Below are 16,277 nucleotides of genomic sequence, written 5' to 3' on the forward strand. Positions count from 1 at the left end.
CGGATTTTCCGAAAGAGACTAGGAAACACAACGTTTCTAGCGTTGATGTTGCGTGTTCCTACTTGGTGCGCCACAAATTTTTGTAAAATTTCAGCTTATTTCCGAAGAAGCTACTTCTGGACCATCGTTTATTCTTAAATCGGAGCTGAGATTATATTAATGTCCCAGCTCCAAAATTAATTACGCGTGTGCCAGTTCTTTTGCTCGGTTCGCTAAAATATCTCTTTCGTAATTCATCACTTCTTCGTACCAATTCATGCCAACCGGTGCGTTGTTTTGTTCACAGAAGTAATTCCAAACATCTGCGTACGGGAAGTCTTTCAATTCTTCGGTCAATGCCATCCGTTTTGTGTAATCAAGATCCAACTCCATTTCTTTCAAGTCTTCAATTGGTTCCAGCATTGCTTTTAATAACGCTTTTTGCGTGTTACGCGTACCAATTACCCAGGCAGCTACCCGATTGATGGTTGCATCGAAGAAGTCTAAACCAATATTAGTCTTGTCTAACAAATCATTCCGAACGATTTCTTTGCCAATCTCTTGCAATTCATCGTCCATAATGACTACGTGGTCAGAATCCCAACGGACTGGGCGTGAAACGTGAAGCATGATTCCTTTAGAGAACAAAGCTAATGAAGATAATTTGTTAGAGATCACTTCTGTTGGATGGAAGTGGCCGGCATCCAAACAAATCAATTTATCTCGTGTCAAGCCGTAGCCCATATAAAATTCGTGAGAGCCAACAGTATAAGCTTCCGCTCCAAGTCCGAATAATTTACTTTCAACGGCTTCTTGGGTATATTCTTCATTCAAATCTTCCGCAAAGATTTCATCTAAAGATTCCATCATACGTTTGCGGGGATTGTAACGGTCGATTGGATTATCCTTCATACCATCTGGCATCCAAAAATTATTGATACAAGTTTGTCCAGTTTCTTTGCCTAAATATTCCGCAATTTTACGGCTACGTTTGCCGTGTTCGATCCAGAAATCACGTACTTCTTTATCTGGATGTGCCAAAGTCATGCCGTCTTTCATCATCGGATGAGAGAAGAAGGTTGGGTTAAAATCCAAGCCCACATTTTGTTCATTGGCCCATTTCGCCCATTTTTCGAAATGTTTTGGTTCGATTTCGTTTAAATTAACAGATTCGTCGGTATCAAGATAAATTGCGTGTAAGTTTAATTTATGATTACCAGGAATCAATGAGAATGCTTTTTCAATATCTTGTCGTAGTTGGTCAGGCGTATGAGCGGCTCCAGGGTAATCCCCAGTTGCCATAATCCCGCCAGTCAATTCGCCGTCTGGATTCAAGAATCCTTTGACATCATCGCCTTGCCAACAATGCATTGAGATTTTTACATCCTGTAATTTTTTCAAAGCAGCGTCGGTATCAACACCAATTTCTGCATAACGTGCCTTTGCATCTTCATAACGTTCTTTAACTGATTTTGTCATTGTTTTTCCTCTTTTCCTTTATATGAATGTTTTAGTTAATGCATGATATTTTTCAATGGCTTCATGATGGTCCGCTGTTGGTGTGAACTCTTTCATTGGGAAGGATTTCTTAATTCCTTCTCGTCCTTCTGCCAACGTTCCAAAGCCTTCGGTAGCAACCATTTGAACAATTATATTTCCAATCGCGGTCGCTTCGCCAGGGCCAGCTAAAACATCGATCCCACAAACATCGGCTGTCAATTGATTCAAGAAATCATTGTTCGAACCGCCACCGACAATGTGTAGTTGTGTAATTGTACGGCCCGTGATCTGTTCCAGCTTTTCCAACTCAATGGCATAGCATAAAGCCAAGCTGTCATAAATACAACGGGCTAATTCGCCAGCAGTTTCTGGTATTTTTTGATTCATTTCACGACAATAATTTTGGATTTCAATGATCATATTTTTAGGATTCATAAAGCGTTGATCATTGACGTCGATCAAACTGACGAAAGCCTCTTCTTGGCTTGCTAATTCTGCTAGCTCTGGATAGGAATAGTGATAGTCTTGCAGCCGTGCGACCTCTTGGATCAGCCACATTCCCATGATATTCTTCAAGAAGCGGATCGTTCCTTGCACACCCCATTCATTGGTGAAGTTCGCCTCGTAAGCTTCTGCCGTTGAGATTCCCTCTTCAATTTCGACTCCCATCAATGACCATGTCCCTGAGCTGATATACGCCCAATGATCACCTTTACCAGGTGTTCCGACAACTGCCGAAGCTGTATCATGCGAAGCGATTGTGATAAATGTGGCATCTGGTAAATCATATTCAGGAAATTTATCTTTTAAAATAGTCCCTAAAATTGATCCTGGTTCGACTGGATCAGGAAATAATTCCTTGTCGACCTCAATGGCAGTCAACACGTCTTCATCAATCTTTCGTGTTTTCAAATTCATCAACTGCATCGTTGAGGCATTGGTTTTTTCTAATACTGCATTCCCTGTTAGGACATATCCTAAGTAATCCGGCATCAATAATAGACGGTTGGCTTGCGCTAATTTCTCGCGATCTTCTTTCAATAATTGAAAGACCGTGTTAAAAGGCTGTAGTTGAATACCGGTTTTTTCGTAAAGTGTCCGTAGTGAAAAGTGTTGATCAAATTCTTCCATCGCCATTTCTGTTCGAGTATCGCGATAGCTGACAGGTTGACTGATCGCCTGTCCCTCTTTATTTAGTAAACAATAATCAACGCCCCACGTATCGATCCCAACATAACAATTATCCACCCCACGTTGCTTGACTTTTTCCAATCCGATCAAAATTTCTTTGATCAAATGATCTGCGTCCCAGTAGTCTGTTCCTTCAATCTCAAAAAAACCATTTTTAAAACGATGTATCTCTTTCAATGTAATCTTATCAAAAGGATCTTTTTCCGAGAGCATCAAGCGTCCGCTTGATGCACCGATATCTACTGCGATATATGTTTCTGTCATTTTATTACCTCTTGTCCGTTTGAAAATTCGTCAGTACTACTTTTTACTTCATTATTGCCATAACGTTCTATAGTAATTTCTTCTAACGTTTTACCTTGTGTCTTTGGTGTCCAAATGGTTCCGATAAATAATGAGATGATGAGTAAGCCGATCATAAATGTTCCAGCCACGGTAAAACCTAAATTCGCTAAGATAATCGGGAAGATGATCGACCAAACACCGCAACTACCACGAACTAAGAAAAACATAACGCCTTGTGCGCCACCGCGATATTTAGTTGGAAATAGTTCGGAAGCCCATAATGCATAGAAAGCTTGTGCCCCGATACCGGCTGAAATTCCCCAAAGAGCTACAAAAACCCATAAGCCTATCCATGACATTCCAACAAAAGTCAAGACTAACCAAGAACTCACTGCCATTAAAGCTCCAATAAAATAAAATTTCCGTTGGTCGACCTTATCACCTAATTTAGCAAAACCAAAGTATGACCCAAGTGATGTCAACAACCACATTGCTGCTTGTAGCATATTCGCTTGAGAGTTCGTCAAACCGCCAGCTGTTTCATAAACAAATGGCATAAAGAATCCCATCGCGCCTGCCACTAAGTTCCAGAACAAATACACACCAACTAAAAAGGCGATTGATCTACGATTAACGATATTTGAAAAGAGATCACGATAGGGATGTGTTTTTTCATGCGATTGCAAACTTGATTGACGCGCGTTCTCTTCTTCCCAGTCCTTAGATTCATCTAGTTGTCTTTGTAATAACCATGCGATCATTGCCACGATTACTAAAGAAACAAATAACAACCGATTACCAAGCAATCCTAATGGTGCCAAAATTACACCTAGTGTAAAAATAATTGCTGGTCCTAACGACCAAGCTAATTGAGATATTCCGATGTTATGTGCTCGTGAATCCGGATGAGCCATTTCAGCGATATACGACCATGAAGCAGGCACTCCTGCTCCAACCGACAAGCCCATAATTAGAAATCCCGCTAGTAACATTGGAAAATTCATTGCAAAAATTATGAATAATGCACCAAACATATAGATTAATAAATTATAAGTATAGATGAATTTACGTCCAAACTTATCAGATAAACGACCTCCGACCAATGCTCCAACTGCTGCCCCAAAAGCATTTGCGCTGATGGCTCCTAATAGTCCGACCGCGAAACTGCTTAAACCAAAATGTTCCGCCCATAATGTCAATCCACTTGCACCCGCTACAATACAACCTGAATCCAAATAGTTGGTCAACGATACTGCAATAGTTTCCTTTTTTCCTCCACCGCTTTGTCCGCTCATGTTTCACTCGCTCCTTAATTTTATTTACATGCTTATTATCGGACTTTTGGTTGCGTTTTCAATGACGTAGGTATAGAATAATTGTAACGAAATTACAGGGATGTGTAGACATGCATAAAGTCGTTCAAGAATATTTGCAGCATCATAATAAGATCGAAGAAGAACAGTTGAACCAGAAAAAATTTGTGATTGATATTCCCGCACAATCCTTTCAAACCGCTGAAGATGATATGGTCTTACTTAAAGATTATTTTTTAAAAAATAATTATATTTATATTAGTAAGCATCCTCGTTTTGCTCCTTATCCAGAGCATAGTCATCATTTTTTAGAATTAAATTATATTTATTCGGGAAAATCCATCCAATCGATTAATGGGAATTGTGAAGTCATCAAGCAAGGAGAACTTTTACTGTTGGATCGTGGCTCTTCACATTCAATAGAAGAACAAGGAGAAGGAGATATTTTAATCAATATTATTTTCCCAAATGACAAAGTCGATATTGACTGGCTCTCCAGTTTGAATGTTAAAAAAAGTGTTCTCTTCAATTTTTTGGCCCAAACAATGGCTACCCGTTCACGAAAAGAATATTTGATCTTTCGCTGTTCTGAAAACGAACATGTTCAAATGATCTTAGAGCAGATGATCGATAAATATTTTACCGAGCCCGTCTTCGCTAATGAAATTATTTCTTTATACATTCCGATTTTATTTACGGAATTGATTGGCAATTGTCGGTATGATTTTCATCAGGACAAAACGGACAAGACAAGTCACCAAGTCATTATCGACACCTTGAAGCTGATTGAAAAGGATTATTCGACACTCTCTTTAGAAAGTGCGGCTCAACAACTTGGCTATAATAAAAATTATTTGAGTAATATCATCAAGAAAAAAACCAATGAAACTTTCTCTGAATTATTAACAAAACAACGTATGAAACAAGCAAAGTTTCTAATTGAAAACACGTCTTTTTCAATCAGTACAATTATTGAAATGGTTGGCCTCAAAAACCGCAGTCACTTTTATACCCAATTTAAAAAAGCCTATGCTAAACTGCCTAATGATTTAAGGAAATGAAAGGGAGTGAGACAAGCGTCTCACCCCCTTTTCATTTCCTTATTATATTTTCGACCCAATCACAATTCCAATAAAACTCAACAGCAAGCCTAGGCCATAGGAGCCAATCAAATAGCGATAAAACATCGACCGGTCATTGTTCCAAAGGACGAATAACTCAAAATTAAAAGTAGAAAAAGTCGTATAGCCACCCATCACTCCTGTCCCTAAAAAAAGATACATGGAATTGGACAAGTGCAGGCCAAAGAAAATCCCTAATAACAAACTACCAGTCAAATTAATAAAGAAGGTCGATCTTGGCAAACGCTTCGTTTGAGATTCAAAATAATTGTTTAAGGTGAAACGTAGCATCGCGCCTATTGCCGCACCGCTGCCAACTAATAAAGTCTCAGTCATCGCTAAGCCGCCTTTCTATGATAGATGGCTTCACCTAAAAAGGTCATCGCTAAGCCACCGACAAAAGACAAAACTAAGTAAAGAAAGGCCAAGCCGATTTGATCCGCTTGGACCAATTTCATCGTGTCTAAAGCAAAAGAAGAAAACGTCGTCAGTGCCCCGCAAAAGCCAACGCCAACGCCTAAGACCAAACGTCCCGAAATATCGATATCATTCATAATATGTTTAACAACCCAGCTAAAAATAAAGCAGCCGATTAAATTTACTGCAAGCGTTCCAATCGGAAAGCCCCCAACCGCTGGTAAAAAAACACCTAACCAGTAGCGGGCAGAACCGCCGATAAACGCACAAAGAGCAATGACTAAATAGTCTAGCATTCAATTCATCTCCATCAATTCATTCTTTAACACTATAAAACGATTAAAATAAAGATGCAAATGATGCTATCTTTTCATCTTCTTTTTTCAAAAAGTGCTAAACTAAGACTATCAATAAAAAAGCGAGGGCAACACATGCAAGGGATAATTTTCGACTTTAACGGAACGATGTTTTTAGATTCCGATCTTCATGAGGAAGCTTGGATCAATTTGATCAAAAAATATTCAAAACAAGAATTGAGTGAAGCCGACATTATTCACTCGATTCATGGAAAAACCAACGATATTATTTTACGTCACTTTATTTCTGCCGACTTAACGGATGAGCAGGTGGAACAGTTATCCGATGAAAAAGAAGCTTATTATCGTGAACGCGTTCTGGCCCATACTGAGAGAATCCATTTTACAAAAGGCTTAGAAGCAGCATTGGATACACTAAAGGCTAACCAAATCCCCATGACGATCGCCTCTGCTTCACCCAAGGTTAATATGGATTTTTATTGGGAAACTTTTGCTTTGGCCAAATGGTTTGATCCTGAAAAAATCGTTTATCATAATGGAACATTTCCCGGTAAACCCGCGCCGGATATCTTTTTGATCGCGGCTAAAAAAATTGAGCTAGCACCAGCGGATTGTTTAGTCATTGAAGACTCTTACTCTGGATTACAAGCCGCACAACGGGCGCGAATTGGAACGATCGTCGCCATCGATCCTTTTGGTAAAAACCGCGGAATTTTTGAAGCAGAAGGATTAGCAAAAGATGGTGTGATCGAAGACTTTACCAACTTTATCTCGACTTATGTAAAATAAAAACTGTCCCCCATCTTCCTTTATGCAAGGAGGGGAACAGTTTTTTTCTTTTAAATAATAGTTGCGCCTAACGTATTTTTAAAATGCGTCAAGGCCCACGCATGTCCAGTAGGATCAAAGCTGGCTACCGCTTGTTCCGGGATCATTAATTGATAGCCGAGGTTGTAAGCATCCACCGCCGTATGAAGAACACAAATGTCGGTACAGACACCCGTCAAACAAAGCTCCGTAATCCCCCGCTCCCGCAAACGAATATCTAAATCTGTTCCGCTAAAAGCTGAGTAATGCCGCTTGTCCAGCCAATAGATCGTCTCCGCTGATTGATTCCCTTGATAAAAATCTGCCAAGGAACCATATAACTTGCGACCGCTTGTTCCAATCACATTGTGCGACGGAAACAATTTATTTTCCGGATGGTATTGATCATTAGGGTCGTGCCCATCAATTGCAAAGACGACGAAGTCACCGTGTTCAAAATATTTTTTGGTTAAGTCAACCAACTCTGTTTCAATAGCTTGACCGGCTTTCCCAGTCGTTAATTTCCCATCTGTCGCTACAAAGTCATTAGTATAATCAATTGAAAGTAATGCCCGCATGGATTCTTCCCCCTAGTCAAATTTTTACTAATTTAATCTGTCGTCGTTGTTAATTAAACTAAATGGTTAACAAATTCTGTGACTAATTGTGCAGATAACGTCCCAGTCCGATTAACAAACTCTTCATGTGTCTCCGTTGCTTCACCATCCGCTGTATCACTAATTGCTCGTACAATCAAAAAGGGAATACCAAATTGTGCAGCGGTATGTCCGATGGCAGCCCCTTCCATCTCCACTGCCAAGGCATCAGGAAAGGCCGCTTTGATTTCATAGATTTTTGAGGCGCTGCTGACAAAACTATCGCCAGAAACAACTAAGCCTACTTGAGCCTGCTGATTCATTTTTTTGCTGGCTTCCAGCATTTCGCTCTTCAAATAGGTTGAGCTTTCAAAATAAAGCGGCATGCCGGGAACTTGTCCCATATGATAGCCAAAAGTTGTCGCATCGACATCAAAGTACGCTACTTTATCAGCGATCACTATATCTCCTACCGCTAAGCCGGTGCCAATCCCACCTGCTGTTCCGGTATTGATGACCATGTTGACTTTGTATTGTTGGATCAAAACAGACGTAGTAATAGAAGCTAAAACTTTTCCGATCCCTGACTGTACCACGATCACTTCATGATTTCCTAGACTCCCTGAAATAAATAAAGCTCCTGATTGCTCCCATGATACAGGATGACCCAAGCTTTCTCTTAATGCTTTGACCTCCGGCTCCATCGCGCCGATAATTCCAATTTTCATCGTTCTTTTCCTCCAATTAATTAAATAAAGAATACCGCCAGCATTACTACGATTAATAGTAATAAAACAAAAATGATCGCTTTATTCAAAAAACTGCCGCGTTCTTTTTGTTTGGCCCGCTCGCTACTGCGACTCTTGGTGACCGGCTTATTCTTTTTTAGTTCTTTACGATACACACTGCTGATTTCTTTTTGCTTTTTTTCATACACTCGTTCAGCCACTTGCCGTTGCTCCTCGGCCAAGCGTTCTTGCGCTTCTTTGCGCTTTCTCATTTCGCTGCGCGTCACCAGAGGTGATTTACTCATGCGCATCCTCTCCTCCCAAGTAAAAGTGGAACGAACATCCTCTTTTTTTAATTTTCACCTTTACAGATCAACAATTCCCAATAATTGACCGCAAAAATAGTCTTCGCGTCGCAAATAGTCCCATCGACGATCGCTTGCTTCGCTTCTTCCAAAGTCAATTCATATAATTCTAAAACTTCATCCTCATCTTGCGGCAATGGGTTTTCGACTTTAACTAATTCTGTAGCGGCATAAATATATAATTTCTCATTGGAAAAGCCGGGAGATAAATACATTTCATTTACATAGGTCAACTTCTCGGTTGTAAAGCCCGTTTCTTCTTCCAATTCCCGCAGCGCGGTTTTTTCAGGGTGCTGGCCTTCGCCCGGATCGATTTTTCCAGCCGGAATCTCTAAAACTACTTTTTCTAACGGCTTGCGAAATTGCTTGACCATGATTAGTTTGTTTTCTTTCGTAATCGGAATGATACCGACACCGCCATGATGAAAAACCAGCTCACGCTTGGCTGTTCCTCCCATCGGTAACGCTACCTCATCCAAATATACTTCGATGATCTTTCCCTTAAACAATTCTTTACGATTGATCGTTTTTTCTTCGAAATCTTTATACTCTAACATAACAACAACCTTCCCTCTTTTTTCATCTTAAGGAATTAATTTTTCGTGGAAAAATTAGTTCTATGTCAAGCCGCAGACCGTTCTATGGCGCTTCTGAAAGAAGTATCAGAACAGGTCAGCAACCTTTTCTCGACGGTTCTGCCTTATTGTATCACAGAAATTTCTTACGTTTTTTCTAAATATGAAAAATCCATCTTTAGTCCCATACTAATTCTATAGAAATTCATGCTATGATGAGCGTGTAAAGAAATCAAGTATTTTGGATAAATAAATGTGAAGGGTTTTTACAGATTAGGAGGATTATTATGCGAAGAAAACTATTCCCGATAATCATCGCAGCAATCGGTATTCTCTGCTTTTTTGAAGGGGATTTCGGCGACTTTATCGTCTTTTTAATGCTGGCTGTTGGTGGATGGTTAATTTATAGCGGCTTTAAAGGAAGGAAAACGGGTTCTCGTAAAAAAGAAGAAATACCATTTTTGACGAAAGAAAAAGAAGCGTATTACAAAAAAAATGGCATGAGTGAAAGTGAAATCGAACTGTTCCGTGAAACGATGAATCTTTCAAAACAACAAGTTTTACGTTTACAACAGAATATTCAGAAAAGCGCGAAGCTAAAAGCCATTGATTTACGCCATGATACGTTGAAAGCAGCAAAGGCGTTATTCAAAGAATTGGTAAAAGAGCCCACTCGATTACCAGAGGCTAGTCAATTTCTTTATACCCATTTACCGAACATTGTTGATTTGACCGATCATTATGTCGAAATCAACAGTCACGAAGTTAAGTCAAAAGAAGTTTATGGTAAACTAGAAGAAAGTGCGCAGATCATTGATCAAATGGCTGATTTAATCGTGAAGGATTACCACCAATTCGTGTCCGAAGATTTAGAAGACATGGATGTTGAAATCTCCATCGCGAAAAAAAATCTTGACCATGATCCTGATTTGTCAACAAAATAAAATAAAAATAGCTAACAAAAAGCTAGTTTGTAAAGCTGATTCAATATGCTTTCCCGTTGTAAACAAGTTATACTCTAATTATTAACAAGAAAATCTAGCTTAAGCTAGATTTTTTTCGAACAGGAGGAACCAGAGTGGAACCAGAAAATAAAACACAGACGCAACCAGTTGATAGTACGTTAGACGATTTATTAAGCAATCCTTTTGGCACCGATGCCTTAACCCCGGTTCAGCAGCAGGAACTTTCACATTTGCAGTCGCAGGAACAAGCCGACCGCTTAGTGGACAAATTGCCGGAAGAACGCCAAGCGCAAGCGCGAGAGTTGGCAAAAAAAATCGACGTCAATGATTCGCAAGCAGTCATCAGCTACGGCTCGACCGCTCAAACAAAATTAAGTGAATTCTCGCAATCGATGCTGAATTCCGTTTCATCACAGGACATTGGCCCCATCGGTGATTCATTGAACCAATTAATGTACCGCCTAAACGAAGCCAACCCTGATGAATTACGCGTGGGCGAAGGCAATATCTTCCAAAAAATGTTTGGCAAGGTTAAGCAATCTATTTATGAGATTACTACTAAGTATCAAAAGATCGGTGCTCAAATCGATAAAATTGCTATGAAGTTAAACGTCGAAAAAGACGGATTGTTAAAAGATAACCAGATGTTAGAAACACTTTACAATAAGAATAAAGACTATTTTGATGCTTTGAACATCTATATTGCGGCGGCTGAATTGAAGATTGAAGAAATGAAGCTGACAACGATCCCCGCCGCGACAGAAAAAGCCCAAGCCTCAGGTGATCAAATGGATGTCCAAATCGTAAACGACTATTCACAATTTTTAGATCGCTTAGATAAACGGACTTACGATCTAAAATTGGCCCGTCAAATTACGATTCAACAAGCGCCCCAAATTCGTTTAATCCAAAACACGAATCAGGCATTAGCGGAAAAGATCCAAGCTTCCATCAATACGGCGATTCCTTTATGGAAAAACCAAGTAGCCATTGCTTTGACCTTGCTCCGTCAAAAAGATGCTGTCACAGCGCAGCGTCAAGTATCGGAAACAACTAATGACCTATTGAAGAAAAATTCAGAGATGCTGAAAATTTCAACCATCGAGACCGCCAAAGAAAACGAACGCGGAATCGTGGATTTGGATACTTTACAGCAAACTCAAAACGATCTTGTGGAAACGTTAGAAGAAACTTTACGTATCCAAAAAGAAGGTCGCGAACGTCGACAAGCTGCCGAGATCGAAATTGGTCATATGGAAAGCGATTTGAAACAAAAATTAATGGAATTGAACTCTGGACAATAATCCAGAAAGATCCGATAAAAAATCAGCCTACCGAAATTCGGCAGGCTGATTTTTTTACGTTCTAGTTAATACGTTTTTCTACGCTTTCATATATCCTAACACGACGCCGCCGACAATAATCAGCAGACAGCCGATAATCACATAATACATTTCTTTTTTCGTTTTGTGTTCTCCCAAAAGGAAGATTCCACCCAACGTTGAGATAATGATCCCCATTTGTGACAATGAGAACCCGATGGCTAAACCGATATTTTGAACACTTAGCAGCATACAAACATTCCCGATGCCCCATAATAATCCAGAAGCCATATTGCGCCAGACATAGCGATCAACTTTGGCTTTACGGAAAGCAAAGAAGCTGGCACCCACTAGCATACCGACACTTTGCGGCAGAATGATCGCCAATGGATTAAGCCCTGCCCATGTGATGATGATCGTATAGACACCATAGCCCAAAGTTGAGAAAATCAGCGCACGAAAGCCCTTGCCGAAGTTCAACATGCCATTATCCGTCTCTACACCGCTTTCGTCATCTTTGCGAGCCGTTAAATAAGCCCCTAACACTAAGAAAGCTAAAGCAATAAATCCTAAGACAAAATCTTTGGTCTTTGTCCACTCATGAAAGAATACAGCACCGGCGACGGTATTCAAAATTAATTGAAACCCGGTTGAAATGGGCAAGCCCACCGAAACTCCCATAAATTTCATCCCGTGAAATTGACCGTTTTGACCAACCGACCAAAAAAGTCCCGACAAAAAACCGATTAACAAAATCCAACCGCTCATTGCTGGCTGAACAATAAAAAAGGTCACTAATGCAAAGACAAAAGCGCCCATCGTCATTCCTAAGGTTTGCTGATTGGCGTCACCGCCTAATTTTCCGCTTACCAAAGCAATGCTTCCCCACGCCACCATTGGCACTAGGGCAATTAAAATACTCATAACCTTACTCCCTTCAATTCACAACTGGAACAGTTTAGCGAAAAAAAGGAAATTTGGCAATCAAAAACCAAAAATTTAACGTTCTTCATGATAATAATCTAATCGGGGGAAGAACAGGGTCATTGTGGTCCCTTCATTCATCGTCGATTCAGCAGTCAATCCTACACCTAGTTTTTCTGCCAAACGCTTGGCTAAATACAAACCCAGTCCAGTGGAGTGTTGCTGGGCCTTACGACCATTCTCTCCGGTAAAGCCTTTATCAAAAATCCGACCTAAGTCTTCTGACGGAATACCGATTCCGTTGTCTTGCAGACTCAAGGCGACGCCGCCTCTTTTGACTGCAATCGTAATACTGATCTCGCCATGATTCGGGGTGTACTTAATGGCGTTACTTAGTAGCTGGCGAAAAATGAACTCGATCCATTTCGCGTCGGTTAAGACTTTGGCATCCTCTTCAGATAAGGTTAATTGTAGATTTTTTTGGATAAAATAGTTAGCTTGACTGCGAATGATGGGTTGGATGATTTTTTTCAAGGAATACTCTTGAATCAAATAATCGTTGACGAATTCATCTGAACGAGAGTAATACAAAATTTGCTCCACGTATTCATCGATTTGCTGGATCTCATTTTGCAGCAGGACAAATTTATCATCAGGAATATCAAATTCAATCGAATTTAAAATCAAATCCACTGCCGCTAGCGGTACCTTGATCTCATGAATCCAAGAATCCATATAATCCTTCTGATCCTTTTGACTATCCAATAATTGCTCCATCGTCAGATGATGTTCCCGCACTTGCCGATTCACATATTCTTGCAACAGCTGCTCTTCGTTGGTGGTCGCTGCCGCTACAAAATGCTGCAAATGGAATTCTTCTTGCTCATCAAAGGCTTTGAACCATTTTTTTCGTCGCTGATAGTCGATCGTGAAAAAAAGAAACAGCAAAAATAATTGTAAAATCAATAAGTAGCTAAGATTTTCCCAAAAGCCCTGCAGCCCAGGCGTCAGCCAAATCATAAAGACTAGCAATAAACTTAACAGTGCCCAGCCAACAAAAACTAGCAGGCGATCCTTTAAATACTTAAAAAATGTCATAGCCGCTCCTTTTACGGGACAATATAGCCTTGTCCGACTTTTGTTTGGATGTAATCGTCAATACCAGCTTGTTCGATTTTACGACGCAAGCGATTAATGTTGACCGTCAAGGTATTGTCATCGACGAAACGCTCATCATCCCACAAAGCCCGTAACAATTTATCGCGGCTCAAAATCTTTCCGTGCTGCTTCATTAAGATAAACAGCAGGCGGTATTCATTTTTACTTAGATCCACTACTTCTCCATTGATCGTCATACTGCTGTTATCAATATTCAAGCTGATCCCGTTGTGTTCTAATTCCTCGCCGCTTTCTGCGTAATTATAAGAACGACGTAATAACGCATTTATCTTCGCCACTAAAATATCGACTTGGAAGGGTTTGGTGATGTAATCATCCGCTCCCATATTCATCGCCATGATCTGATCCATGTTAGTATTTCGGGAAGAAATAAAAATAATCGGAACTTTCGAAACTTCACGAATTTTTTGACACCAATAATAACCATCATAGACTGGCAAATTAATATCCAATAAAACCAGCTGCGGTGCCGCTTGCTCGAACTCCTCAAAGACTTGATTAAAATCCGTCACTTGAAAAACATCAAACTTCCATTTCGTTAATTCTTCACCAATTAATTGACGGATCACCGCTTCGTCTTCTACGATCATGATCTTTGCCATGCTTCCACTTCCTTCTATCGATCGGCTTTCAAGTTCAATCAATGACTGCTTAAAAGCTTTGTTCTATCATATCAAAGAAAAGTAAAAAAATGAAAGACGATCCTTCTTCTTTTAATTTTTAGTAAAATCAATAAAGCCTAGATTGTCGTCGATCAAGCCGCCTTCTCCAGATAAACTAAAGGTGCTGAGCCGGGGATTGAACTTGATCGTCATCTCTTCCTGCAAATCTTCTTTTGAATAGCCTTTGATCCAAAAATCGCCGACATTTGAAGGAATCGTTTCATCATAATCCGCCTTCTCCATCTCTTGTGAGATAATGTTAATCGAAAATTGTGTCTGCATATGGATCATGGCATGTTGAGAATATGCTCCCACACCATCTTCAAAGGTCAATAGTAATAATTTATCCTTATCTAAATGGCTCAAGACTTTTTCTTTTGCTGCTTCATCAAATGTAATGTTCATCTTTCTCGCTCCTTTTTAATAAAAAATCGCTGCTTCATCTAATGCTTATCATCAGACGAAGGAGCGATATTTGCAAGCAATTTTACTTGTTTATTTGTTGATCCAACTTTGTGATATCGACATTGCTTTCTTGTGCTAACAGCTCACGGAAAATAGGCAATTGCCGCTTTATCTGCCCGGCTTGGTCATTCTCTACTTGCATCACCAAGAGTGGCTCATGCAGGCTTAAACGTAACAGCATCCAGCCCTTGCCATAAGGATCGTTGACCGAGAAACGAACCCCTTCTTGATTTTCTTGATTTTCCGTGAATCCGGCGTGCTTTGGTAATTCTTCCCGGAAGCGTTGAATCATTTGCTGTCCGATTGTTTGATACTCTTCTCCGCTGATTGGATATCGAATTTCTAAGGTCTCAACAGGCTGCTCCAATTCCGCCATTAAATCCGTCAACGCTCGCTGTTCTTTTTGCAGTTTCGGTAAGAGCATCAACACTTTTGCAATCACATAAGCGCCATCATCTAAGAAATAATTTTCTTTAAAAGCAGCGTGCGAGCTAGTTTCAATCGCTAACTGGCAATCCGTCCCAGCTGCATTCAACTCAATCGCTTTATTGATCACGTTGCGATAACCGGAAATATAACGATATTGCTGTCCGCCCTTTTCTTCGATAAAAGCTTTTAAATGATCCGAAGTTGGCGAATTCGTCACGATTGTGCTGCCGGGATGCTCCTGCAAAACGATTGCCGCTAAGACCGCGATCAAATTATTGCGATTAATCATTTGCCCATCTTTCGAAACGATCGCCGACCGATCGACATCGGTATCAAAGATTACACCGAGATCCGCTTGGTTGTCTAACACGGCCTGCTTGATACTGGCCATGGCTTCTTTATTATCTGGATTGGGAATGTGATTCGGAAAATGTCCGTCCGGTTCTAAAAATTGGGAACCGGTCGTATCTGCACCTAAGACCGCGAGTACTTTATCGGCAAAATAACCGCCAGCCCCATTACCAGCATCGACCACAATTTTCAGGCCTTCCAAAGGCCGATCACTGTCGCTACCTCGCTGAATTTTTTCTACTAGATCGTCAGCATAACGAGACAATAAATCCGCGGACTTGACGTTGCCCGCCGCTTTTTCTGCCGCTTCGGTATGAGCTAGAATGAAGGCGATATCACTTTTTTCCGCGCCGCCAGCTTGACTGAAGATCTTGATACCGTTGAAATAAAAGGGTAAATGGCTAGCCGTCAACATAATGCCCGCATCACAAGCGAATTCCTCAAACTGAGTCGCCATAAATAAAGCCGGCGTCGTCGCTAAGCCAAAATCCAAAACTTCACAGCCCGCCGCTGTAAAAACGTCGATCATCGCCGTTTTTAATTCTGGTCCCGTCAAGCGGCTATCATGACCGATTCCGATTTTAAATGGATGTTCGATCCCTTTATCCATTAACCAATTCAAAATCCCTTGGGCAATCAAACGGACCTGATCCGTCCCCAGATTTTTCATTTTATCCTCTGTCGTGATAGCGATTCCACGAATATCTGAGCCATTTTGCAATTTCGTTAGTTCCATTACTGCGTCCCTTCTTTCAATCAAATTTTCTTTCTATTGGCCTTTTAGTT

Annotated in this window: 18 protein-coding genes; 4 read left to right on the plus strand and 14 right to left on the minus strand. The window is 40.4% G+C overall.

From position 1 onward, the window contains the following. Positions 1 to 180: 180 nt before the first annotated feature. Genes rhaA through IGI54_RS10315 form a run of 3 tightly spaced genes read right to left on the minus strand, consistent with a single transcriptional unit; the run spans position 181 to position 4,250 of the window. Positions 181 to 1,458, minus strand: coding sequence for an L-rhamnose isomerase (gene rhaA, locus IGI54_RS10305; protein WP_430620647.1), 1,278 nt, complete (start codon positions 1,456 to 1,458; stop codon positions 181 to 183). An 18-nt stretch (positions 1,459 to 1,476) separates the two neighbouring features. After that, a complete protein-coding gene (gene rhaB, locus IGI54_RS10310) occupies positions 1,477 to 2,934 on the minus strand; it encodes a rhamnulokinase (protein ID WP_430620648.1) in 1,458 nt (485 codons plus the stop codon). Further along, complete coding sequence (locus IGI54_RS10315; RefSeq protein ID WP_216427938.1) at positions 2,931 to 4,250, minus strand: MFS transporter; 1,320 nt, start codon at positions 4,248 to 4,250, stop codon at positions 2,931 to 2,933. The genes rhaB and IGI54_RS10315 overlap by 4 nt, the downstream gene beginning before the upstream one ends. Positions 4,251 to 4,360: 110 nt before the next feature. Between IGI54_RS10315 and IGI54_RS10320 the strand changes: the two genes are divergently transcribed. Then, positions 4,361 to 5,329, plus strand: coding sequence for an AraC family transcriptional regulator (locus IGI54_RS10320; RefSeq protein WP_216427936.1), 969 nt, complete (start codon positions 4,361 to 4,363; stop codon positions 5,327 to 5,329). 42 nt (positions 5,330 to 5,371) lie between these two features. Here IGI54_RS10320 and IGI54_RS10325 read toward each other — a convergent pair whose 3' ends face one another. Both IGI54_RS10325 and crcB read right to left on the minus strand, forming a co-directional pair. Continuing rightward, a complete protein-coding gene (locus IGI54_RS10325) occupies positions 5,372 to 5,725 on the minus strand; it encodes a fluoride efflux transporter FluC (RefSeq protein ID WP_216427934.1) in 354 nt (117 codons plus the stop codon). A 2-nt stretch (positions 5,726 to 5,727) separates the two neighbouring features. Further along, a complete protein-coding gene (gene crcB, locus IGI54_RS10330; RefSeq protein ID WP_313630883.1) occupies positions 5,728 to 6,102 on the minus strand; it encodes a fluoride efflux transporter CrcB in 375 nt (124 codons plus the stop codon). A 135-nt stretch (positions 6,103 to 6,237) separates the two neighbouring features. Here crcB and IGI54_RS10335 point away from each other — a divergent pair, with 135 nt between their 5' ends. Next, positions 6,238 to 6,912: an HAD family hydrolase gene (locus IGI54_RS10335; RefSeq protein ID WP_430620649.1), complete on the plus strand. Its 675-nt coding sequence runs from the start codon at positions 6,238 to 6,240 to the stop codon at positions 6,910 to 6,912. 50 nt (positions 6,913 to 6,962) lie between these two features. Here the strand turns inward: IGI54_RS10335 and IGI54_RS10340 are convergent, their stop codons facing one another. Genes IGI54_RS10340 through IGI54_RS10355 form a run of 4 tightly spaced genes read right to left on the minus strand, consistent with a single transcriptional unit; the run spans position 6,963 to position 9,176 of the window. After that, a complete protein-coding gene (locus IGI54_RS10340) occupies positions 6,963 to 7,508 on the minus strand; it encodes a cysteine hydrolase family protein (RefSeq protein WP_430620650.1) in 546 nt (181 codons plus the stop codon). Positions 7,509 to 7,561: 53 nt separating this feature from the next. Continuing rightward, positions 7,562 to 8,254, minus strand: coding sequence for a 5'-methylthioadenosine/adenosylhomocysteine nucleosidase (locus tag IGI54_RS10345; protein ID WP_430620651.1), 693 nt, complete (start codon positions 8,252 to 8,254; stop codon positions 7,562 to 7,564). Positions 8,255 to 8,274: 20 nt separating this feature from the next. Beyond that, positions 8,275 to 8,559, minus strand: coding sequence for a cell wall synthase accessory phosphoprotein MacP (macP, locus tag IGI54_RS10350; protein ID WP_313630886.1), 285 nt, complete (start codon positions 8,557 to 8,559; stop codon positions 8,275 to 8,277). A gap of 47 nt (positions 8,560 to 8,606) precedes the next feature. Further along, positions 8,607 to 9,176 carry an NUDIX hydrolase gene (locus IGI54_RS10355; protein WP_313630887.1) on the minus strand — a complete coding sequence of 190 codons (570 nt, stop codon included), beginning with the start codon at positions 9,174 to 9,176 and terminating at the stop codon, positions 8,607 to 8,609. A 305-nt stretch (positions 9,177 to 9,481) separates the two neighbouring features. Between IGI54_RS10355 and IGI54_RS10360 the strand changes: the two genes are divergently transcribed. Both IGI54_RS10360 and IGI54_RS10365 read left to right on the plus strand, forming a co-directional pair. Beyond that, positions 9,482 to 10,138 (plus strand): 5-bromo-4-chloroindolyl phosphate hydrolysis family protein, encoded by a 657-nt coding sequence (locus tag IGI54_RS10360; protein WP_430620652.1) that lies wholly within the window; start codon positions 9,482 to 9,484, stop codon positions 10,136 to 10,138. A gap of 134 nt (positions 10,139 to 10,272) precedes the next feature. Beyond that, complete coding sequence (locus IGI54_RS10365) at positions 10,273 to 11,463, plus strand: toxic anion resistance protein (protein WP_071863129.1); 1,191 nt, start codon at positions 10,273 to 10,275, stop codon at positions 11,461 to 11,463. 78 nt (positions 11,464 to 11,541) lie between these two features. Here IGI54_RS10365 and IGI54_RS10370 read toward each other — a convergent pair whose 3' ends face one another. From IGI54_RS10370 to IGI54_RS10390, 5 genes are all read right to left on the minus strand, one after another. Then, a complete protein-coding gene (locus IGI54_RS10370; RefSeq protein WP_071863128.1) occupies positions 11,542 to 12,405 on the minus strand; it encodes a GRP family sugar transporter in 864 nt (287 codons plus the stop codon). Positions 12,406 to 12,480: 75 nt separating this feature from the next. After that, positions 12,481 to 13,503: a two-component system sensor histidine kinase SapS gene (gene sapS / locus IGI54_RS10375; RefSeq protein ID WP_430620653.1), complete on the minus strand. Its 1,023-nt coding sequence runs from the start codon at positions 13,501 to 13,503 to the stop codon at positions 12,481 to 12,483. A gap of 11 nt (positions 13,504 to 13,514) precedes the next feature. Further along, complete coding sequence (gene sapR / locus IGI54_RS10380; protein ID WP_216427918.1) at positions 13,515 to 14,186, minus strand: two-component system response regulator SapR; 672 nt, start codon at positions 14,184 to 14,186, stop codon at positions 13,515 to 13,517. 111 nt (positions 14,187 to 14,297) lie between these two features. Continuing rightward, entirely contained in the window at positions 14,298 to 14,651 is a 354-nt protein-coding gene (locus IGI54_RS10385; RefSeq protein WP_430620654.1) for an iron-sulfur cluster biosynthesis family protein, read from the minus strand. 82 nt (positions 14,652 to 14,733) lie between these two features. Then, on the minus strand, positions 14,734 to 16,227 hold the full coding sequence (locus tag IGI54_RS10390) for a phosphomannomutase/phosphoglucomutase (protein WP_430620655.1): 1,494 nt from the start codon (positions 16,225 to 16,227) through the stop codon (positions 14,734 to 14,736). Positions 16,228 to 16,277: the final 50 nt, after the last annotated feature.

The organism is Enterococcus sp. DIV0800, from assembly GCF_050559735.1.
Taxonomy (GTDB): Bacteria; Bacillota; Bacilli; order Lactobacillales; family Enterococcaceae; genus Enterococcus_A; species Enterococcus_A devriesei.

Excerpts from the sequence above, each read along its gene's own strand:
- crcB (WP_313630883.1), bottom strand. The coding sequence starts at position 6,102 with ATGCTAGACTATTTAGTCATTGCTCTTTGTGCGTTTATCGGCGGTTCT.
- sapR (WP_216427918.1), bottom strand. The coding sequence starts at position 14,186 with ATGGCAAAGATCATGATCGTAGAAGACGAAGCGGTGATCCGTCAATTA.
- IGI54_RS10370 (WP_071863128.1), bottom strand. The coding sequence starts at position 12,405 with ATGAGTATTTTAATTGCCCTAGTGCCAATGGTGGCGTGGGGAAGCATT.
- IGI54_RS10390 (WP_430620655.1), bottom strand. The coding sequence starts at position 16,227 with ATGGAACTAACGAAATTGCAAAATGGCTCAGATATTCGTGGAATCGCT.
- rhaA (WP_430620647.1), bottom strand. The coding sequence starts at position 1,458 with ATGACAAAATCAGTTAAAGAACGTTATGAAGATGCAAAGGCACGTTAT.
- macP (WP_313630886.1), bottom strand. The coding sequence starts at position 8,559 with ATGAGTAAATCACCTCTGGTGACGCGCAGCGAAATGAGAAAGCGCAAA.
- IGI54_RS10320 (WP_216427936.1), top strand. The coding sequence starts at position 4,361 with ATGCATAAAGTCGTTCAAGAATATTTGCAGCATCATAATAAGATCGAA.
- IGI54_RS10355 (WP_313630887.1), bottom strand. The coding sequence starts at position 9,176 with ATGTTAGAGTATAAAGATTTCGAAGAAAAAACGATCAATCGTAAAGAA.
- IGI54_RS10335 (WP_430620649.1), top strand. The coding sequence starts at position 6,238 with ATGCAAGGGATAATTTTCGACTTTAACGGAACGATGTTTTTAGATTCC.
- IGI54_RS10315 (WP_216427938.1), bottom strand. The coding sequence starts at position 4,250 with ATGAGCGGACAAAGCGGTGGAGGAAAAAAGGAAACTATTGCAGTATCG.
- IGI54_RS10360 (WP_430620652.1), top strand. The coding sequence starts at position 9,482 with ATGCGAAGAAAACTATTCCCGATAATCATCGCAGCAATCGGTATTCTC.
- IGI54_RS10340 (WP_430620650.1), bottom strand. The coding sequence starts at position 7,508 with ATGCGGGCATTACTTTCAATTGATTATACTAATGACTTTGTAGCGACA.
- sapS (WP_430620653.1), bottom strand. The coding sequence starts at position 13,503 with ATGACATTTTTTAAGTATTTAAAGGATCGCCTGCTAGTTTTTGTTGGC.
- IGI54_RS10385 (WP_430620654.1), bottom strand. The coding sequence starts at position 14,651 with ATGAACATTACATTTGATGAAGCAGCAAAAGAAAAAGTCTTGAGCCAT.
- IGI54_RS10325 (WP_216427934.1), bottom strand. The coding sequence starts at position 5,725 with ATGACTGAGACTTTATTAGTTGGCAGCGGTGCGGCAATAGGCGCGATG.
- IGI54_RS10345 (WP_430620651.1), bottom strand. The coding sequence starts at position 8,254 with ATGAAAATTGGAATTATCGGCGCGATGGAGCCGGAGGTCAAAGCATTA.
- rhaB (WP_430620648.1), bottom strand. The coding sequence starts at position 2,934 with ATGACAGAAACATATATCGCAGTAGATATCGGTGCATCAAGCGGACGC.